This is a genomic window from Pelomicrobium sp. (assembly GCF_036803785.1).
In the GTDB taxonomy this organism is placed as follows: Bacteria; Pseudomonadota; Gammaproteobacteria; order Burkholderiales; family UBA6910; genus Pelomicrobium.
Genome location: NZ_DAIRTR010000176.1, coordinates 1 through 5,203 on the forward strand (window position 1 = coordinate 1; position 5,203 = coordinate 5,203).

At 66.3% G+C, this 5,203-nt stretch carries 4 protein-coding genes; all 4 read left to right on the plus strand.

Annotated elements, in window-relative coordinates:
* On the plus strand, positions 1-1,101 hold a 1,101-nt coding region (locus V7Q81_RS14545), incomplete at its 5' end, for a DUF444 family protein (protein ID WP_333844699.1).
* Between the two features lie 9 nt (positions 1,102-1,110).
* Positions 1,111-2,475, plus strand: a complete 1,365-nt coding sequence (locus tag V7Q81_RS14550) for a SpoVR family protein (RefSeq protein WP_333844702.1) — start codon at positions 1,111-1,113, stop codon at positions 2,473-2,475.
* 126 nt (positions 2,476-2,601) lie between these two features.
* The gene (locus V7Q81_RS14555) at positions 2,602-4,200 is read left to right on the plus strand and encodes a 4-hydroxyphenylacetate 3-hydroxylase family protein (RefSeq protein WP_333844706.1); all 1,599 of its coding nucleotides are present in this window, start codon (positions 2,602-2,604) and stop codon (positions 4,198-4,200) included.
* A gap of 583 nt (positions 4,201-4,783) precedes the next feature.
* Positions 4,784-5,203 (plus strand): DEAD/DEAH box helicase (locus V7Q81_RS14560; protein WP_333844704.1); only part of this gene is annotated, 420 nt, incomplete at its 3' end.

The following is a 5,203-nucleotide window of genomic DNA, read 5'->3' on the forward strand; positions in this document are numbered from 1 at the left end:
GCGCGGGATTGGCTGCGCCACAACGAAAAGGTCCGGGAGGCGGTCCGGGCCAACCTGCCGGATTTGATTTCCCAGTCCGACATCCTGGGCACCGACGGCAACCGCCGGGTGCAGGTGCCAGTGAGACTGCTCGAGCATTACCGCTTTCGCCTCTCCGAGCACGGCGAACATGCGGGTGTCGGTCAGGGGGACGTGAAACCGGGAGATGTGCTGCGCCGGGGACGAGGGGCGGGCGAGGACAAGGGACTCGGCAGTGGGGGCAACAACCGGGGTGAGATCCAGTTCGTGGTGGAGCTCACCGTGGACGACATCGTGGATTGGCTGTGGGAGGAGCTGGAGCTACCCAATCTGACCGCCAAGGCCGGCTCGGTCGAGCAGACCGACTACACCCGGGAAGGATGGGACCGACGGGGCGCCCGATCGCGGCTAGACCGGCGCCGCTCCCTCATCGAATCCATCAAGCGGCGCAACATCCAACGGGGCGGGCCGGCGTTCCACGATACCGACCTGCGCTATCGCCAGCTCATCAAGCGGGAGCGCCCAGCCTCGGAGGCGGTCGTGTTTTTCGTGATGGACGTCTCCGCCAGCATGGGCAGCCGCGACCGCCAGCTCGCCAAGACCTTCTTTTTCTGGGTGGTGCAGGGCTTGCGGCGGCAGTACCGGCACATCAGCACCGTCTTCATCGCCCATACGGAAAACGCCTGGGAGTTCGACGAGCAGCAGTTCTTCGAAGTGCGCGGCACCGGCGGCACCGTCGCCTCCAGCGCTTTCAACCGAGTGCTCCAGCGCATCGACGAGGCCTTTGCTCCCTCTCGCTACAACATTTACGTGTTCTATGCCTCCGATGGGCAGAACTTCGTGCAGGATCGGGAAGCGGCCACCCAGGCGCTTACCCGCCTGAGCGGTGTGGCGAACTACATGGGCTTCGTGGAGGTGGGTGCGGCCGACGGAGGTCGGGAGACTTCCGAGATGGCCCAGATCTTCCGGGAGCTACAGCATACCCGCGCCCCGGTGGGGGTCTATCATTTGTCTGAGGAAAGCATGGTCTGGGATGCCATCCGGGCCTTCTTCCGGGAGCGGGCGGAGGAGCAGGCTGCGTAACGGCGCTCCATGAACGACCCCCTCGCCAGCTATTGCGCCAAGCTCGAGGCCCTCGCCCGGGAGGAGGGGCTCGATTACCATCCCGTCAGCTTCGAGACGGTTCCCGACAGCTTCATGACCGAAGTCGCCGTCTACGGGCTGCCGGTGCGCATGCCCCACTGGTCCTTCGGCGTGCGCTATATCTACCAGTTTGTCCAGCACCGCATGGGGCATTCGCGGCTGTTCGAGGTGGTCTTTCCCGGCAATCCCAACCGGGCTTATCTGGCCCAGCGCAACAGCCTAGAAGAGAACACGCTGGTGATGGCCCACGTCCTGGGTCACGCCGATTTCGCCAAGAACAACCTGCTGTTCCAACGAACCCAGGAGGAGGTGGGCTATCACATCGTCGAGCAGGCGGCTGCCCACGCCCGCCAGATCACCGAGGCGATCGAAGTCTACGGGGAGGCGCGGGTGGAGGCTGTGCTGGACGCCGCCCTCGCCCTCGAACAATACGTGAACGTGCACCTGGGCTTGCGGCGGCCCCGCTATCCTGAGTATCTGCCCGAGAAGGTTTTGCCGGTGTCGGGCGAATTCGTGAGCCGCTTCGACAAACTGGCGGGTGGGCGGGAGCGGCCCACTGCCCCCAAGGAGCGCAAGCGCGCACCGCTGCCCCCCGCGCCCGAGCGGGACCTGCTGTGGTTCATCGCCCATTACGCGCCGGAGCTGGAAGGGTGGGAGCGGGACATCTTTCTCGCCGTGCGGGAGGAGTCTTTCTACTTCTACCCGGTGTTCGCGTGCCAGATCATGAACGAAGGCTGGGCGAGCTTCTGGCACGCCCAGCTCCTGCGCAAGGCGGACTTTCTGCCCCAGCAGGTGTACCTGGACGCAATCAAGGCCCATTCGGACGTGGTGCGCCCCTACGCCGGGGGGCGGGAGATCGCCCTCACCCTCAACCCATACCATCTGGGCTTCAAGATGTGGGAGAGCATCGTGGCCGAGCGGGGTGCGGCCTATGCCCGCCGGGTCATGCAGGAGGACGACGACTTCAGCTTCGTGCGCAATTACTTGACCGAGGAGCTGGCCGAAGCGCTTCGCCTGTTCGAATACGCCGCAGTCCCCGGGGGGGACATCCGAGTGGAGCGGGGCGATATCGAAACCCTGCGGGAAAAGCTGCTCGCCCCCAAGTTCAACTTCGGCGCCCCGTCGGTCGCCGCGACTCACGTCCATCTGGACGGCACGCTGGAGCTCACCCATGACCACGAGCTCGACGGGCGAGGCTTGGACCTAGAGCGGGCGCGCAAGGTCATCCAGTACGTCCATCGGGTCTGGCGCCGGCCGGTGGTGCTGCGCACCGTGGACGAGCGCGGCCGGCCAAAGGAGCTTACCAGCGGCTAGACACCCGGCGGCTGGGATGCAGGGGCCGTCGGATCACCACCCCGACGGTCTCCTCCAGGGACGGGCGTGAAACGATTGCAAGGCGCCGGGAATGTGGTGCCGGCTGCCATCCAGAAAGGTGCCGCCATGCTGATGTCTGCCGCCGACTATCGGGAGTCCCTGCGCCGGTACAAGCCTCGGGTGTTCGTCAACGGCCGCCAGGTGTCGAGCGTGGCCGACGAGCCCCTGCTTGCACCGGCGCTCAACGCCATCGGCGTGACTTACGATTTCGCGCGCAACGAGCGGCTGCGCCCGGTGATGACCGCCCGACAAGCGCCGGGCGGACGGGTCGTGAACCGCTTTCTCCAGATCAACCGCTGTGGCGCGGATCTCCTCAACAAGCTGGAGGCGGTGCGCTTGGTGTGTCAGGTGTCGGGCTGCGCCCAGCGCTACCTTACCCAGGACGCCCTCAACGCCATCTATCAGACCACCTATCGCATCGACCAGGATCGGGGCACCGAATACCATTCGCGGCTTAAAGAGTACCTGCGTTTCGTCGAAGAGGGGGATCTCACCTGCGCGGTGGCCATGACCGACGGCAAGGGGGACCGTAGTCTGCGCCCTCACCAGCAGCCAATCGCGGACAGCTATGTGCGCATCGTGGAGCGCCGCGCCGATGGCGTGGTGATCCAAGGGGTGAAGGCGATTGTCACCGGTGCCCCCCTGTGCCACGAACTGTTGGTGATGCCTTGTCGCAGCATGACCGAACGAGACGCGGACTTCGCCGTGTGCTGTGCGCTGCCCGTGGACGCGCCGGGGGTCACCCTGGTGGCGCGGCCCGCGGGGCGTCCGGGAGAAGCTGGGGCCGGGTTCAGCGCCCGCTATGGCCAGAGCACCGCGGTGGTGCACTTCGAGCGGGTGCTCGTACCTTGGGAGCGGGTATTCCTCGCCGGCGAGTGGGAACATTCCGAGCATCTCACCCGCAGCTACGCCACGCACCATCGGCATTCCTGCATCGGCGCCCGGGCCGGTTTCGGCGATTTGCTGATTGGCGCGGGGGCCCTCATGTGCGAGGCGAACGGGCTGGACCTGGACCGCGTCCACCACCTGCGCGACGCCATGGTGGAGCTGATCAAGATTGTGGAGGGTTTTTTTGCCTGTGGCGTGGCCGCTTCGGTCTACGGGATCCAGGACCCATCGGGAGGGTTCGAGCCCGAGCCCGTATTCGCCAACGTGGGCAAGCTGCTCCTCTCGACGCAGATCTACGACATGCACCGGATTGCCCACTACGTGTCCGGTGGACTCGTGGTGGCCTTGCCCGGGCCGGAGGAGGACCATAACCCCCACACGGGGGGCATGCTGGCAGAGGTACTGCGGGGCCGGCCCGACATTCCCTATGAAAAGCGCATGGAAGTGGCTCGGCTCCTGGAGGATGTGACCGCCTCCTATGCCGGCGGCTGGTACTCGGTGATCTCCCTCCACGGTGGCGGTTCCCCGGAAGCGATGAAGATGGAAATCTTCCGCCACTATCCCCTGGGCAACAAGGTGGACCTGGTGGAACGGCTGCTGGGACGCGAGGCGCTGGCAAGCCCCGGACGCCCTATCACTCGCAACCGACAACCAGGCCGGTGTTGCCTCACCGGCTGTCAGGTACCCGCGGTGCCTGCTGTCGCATCCCTGCCCGCCGAGCCGCCGAAGGTCCAGGAAAGTGAACCGCGGGAGGAAGGAGGGAAGGTGGGCTGGTGAAGGGCGTCGGCGGGCGACCCTGCTGTGGAGGGCTTCTTACAACCCCGTGGCTTGTCGGGGGACGGGCACCCAACGTCCCGCGCGTTGGCAGCCGCCCCGATCCACTCTCGCGGGTGAATCGCAGACTCGTGGGAGGGAGCTTTGCGCATCGGTGGCTCGGGCGTAGGGAAGCCCACCTGCTGCGCCTTCCACTCCTTGGTACACCGCGCGCGGTCATGGCCTTCCCGGCCCCCCTTGCCTGGGTTTCGATGCAAGACCGGGGCCGTACCTCAGGGTTCTCCATCTAAAAATGTGTGCCACCGCGCTTGGCGAGGCACGTTCCAGGCCGCGGTGACGGCGGCCGCGCGGATTTCCCGCCGCGCAAAAAAAGTCCTCTGCGCTTCGCCCGGGCCGACACCGCGCTTCCAGTAGTCAGGCGTTTGCCTGGTGCCGGTCCGATCCGCTGACCCGCCCCATGTCGATCATGCGCTTTTACCTGCCGGGGCGTGAGCGGGTCATCGCCCGAATCCGGGATGGGACGTCACTGGCGGGTGTGGCACGGCCGATGCTTGCTCCATCGCCTAGCCGCGGCTAACCTTCGGCCATGGCTCTGGAGGCCTTTCACCCCGCCGTTGTCTACTGGTTCCGGCGCACTTTCGCGGCGCCCACGGAGCCCCAGGCCCGCGCTTGGCCGGCCATCCGAGAGGGCCGTCACGTCCTGATCGCTGCGCCCACGGGTTCGGGCAAGACCCTAGCGGCCTTTCTCGCCGCCCTCGACGCCCTGGTGCGTCAAGGGCTCGGAGGGGGGCTCAAGGACGAGACTCAGGTGGTATACGTCTCGCCCCTGAAGGCCCTGTCCAACGACATCCAGCGCAACCTGGAGTTGCCCCTCATCGGCATCGGTGCCGCCCTGGAGGCACTCGGATTGCCTCCGGTGCAAATCCGGACTCTGGTGCGTACCGGGGACACCCCCCAGGCGGAACGGGAGCGCATGCGCCGCCGCCCACCCCACATCCTAGTGACC

Coding starts and splice junctions, on each gene's coding strand:
- V7Q81_RS14550 (WP_333844702.1), top strand. CDS start 1,111: ATGAACGACCCCCTCGCCAGCTATTGCGCCAAGCTCGAGGCCCTCGCC.
- V7Q81_RS14555 (WP_333844706.1), top strand. CDS start 2,602: ATGCTGATGTCTGCCGCCGACTATCGGGAGTCCCTGCGCCGGTACAAG.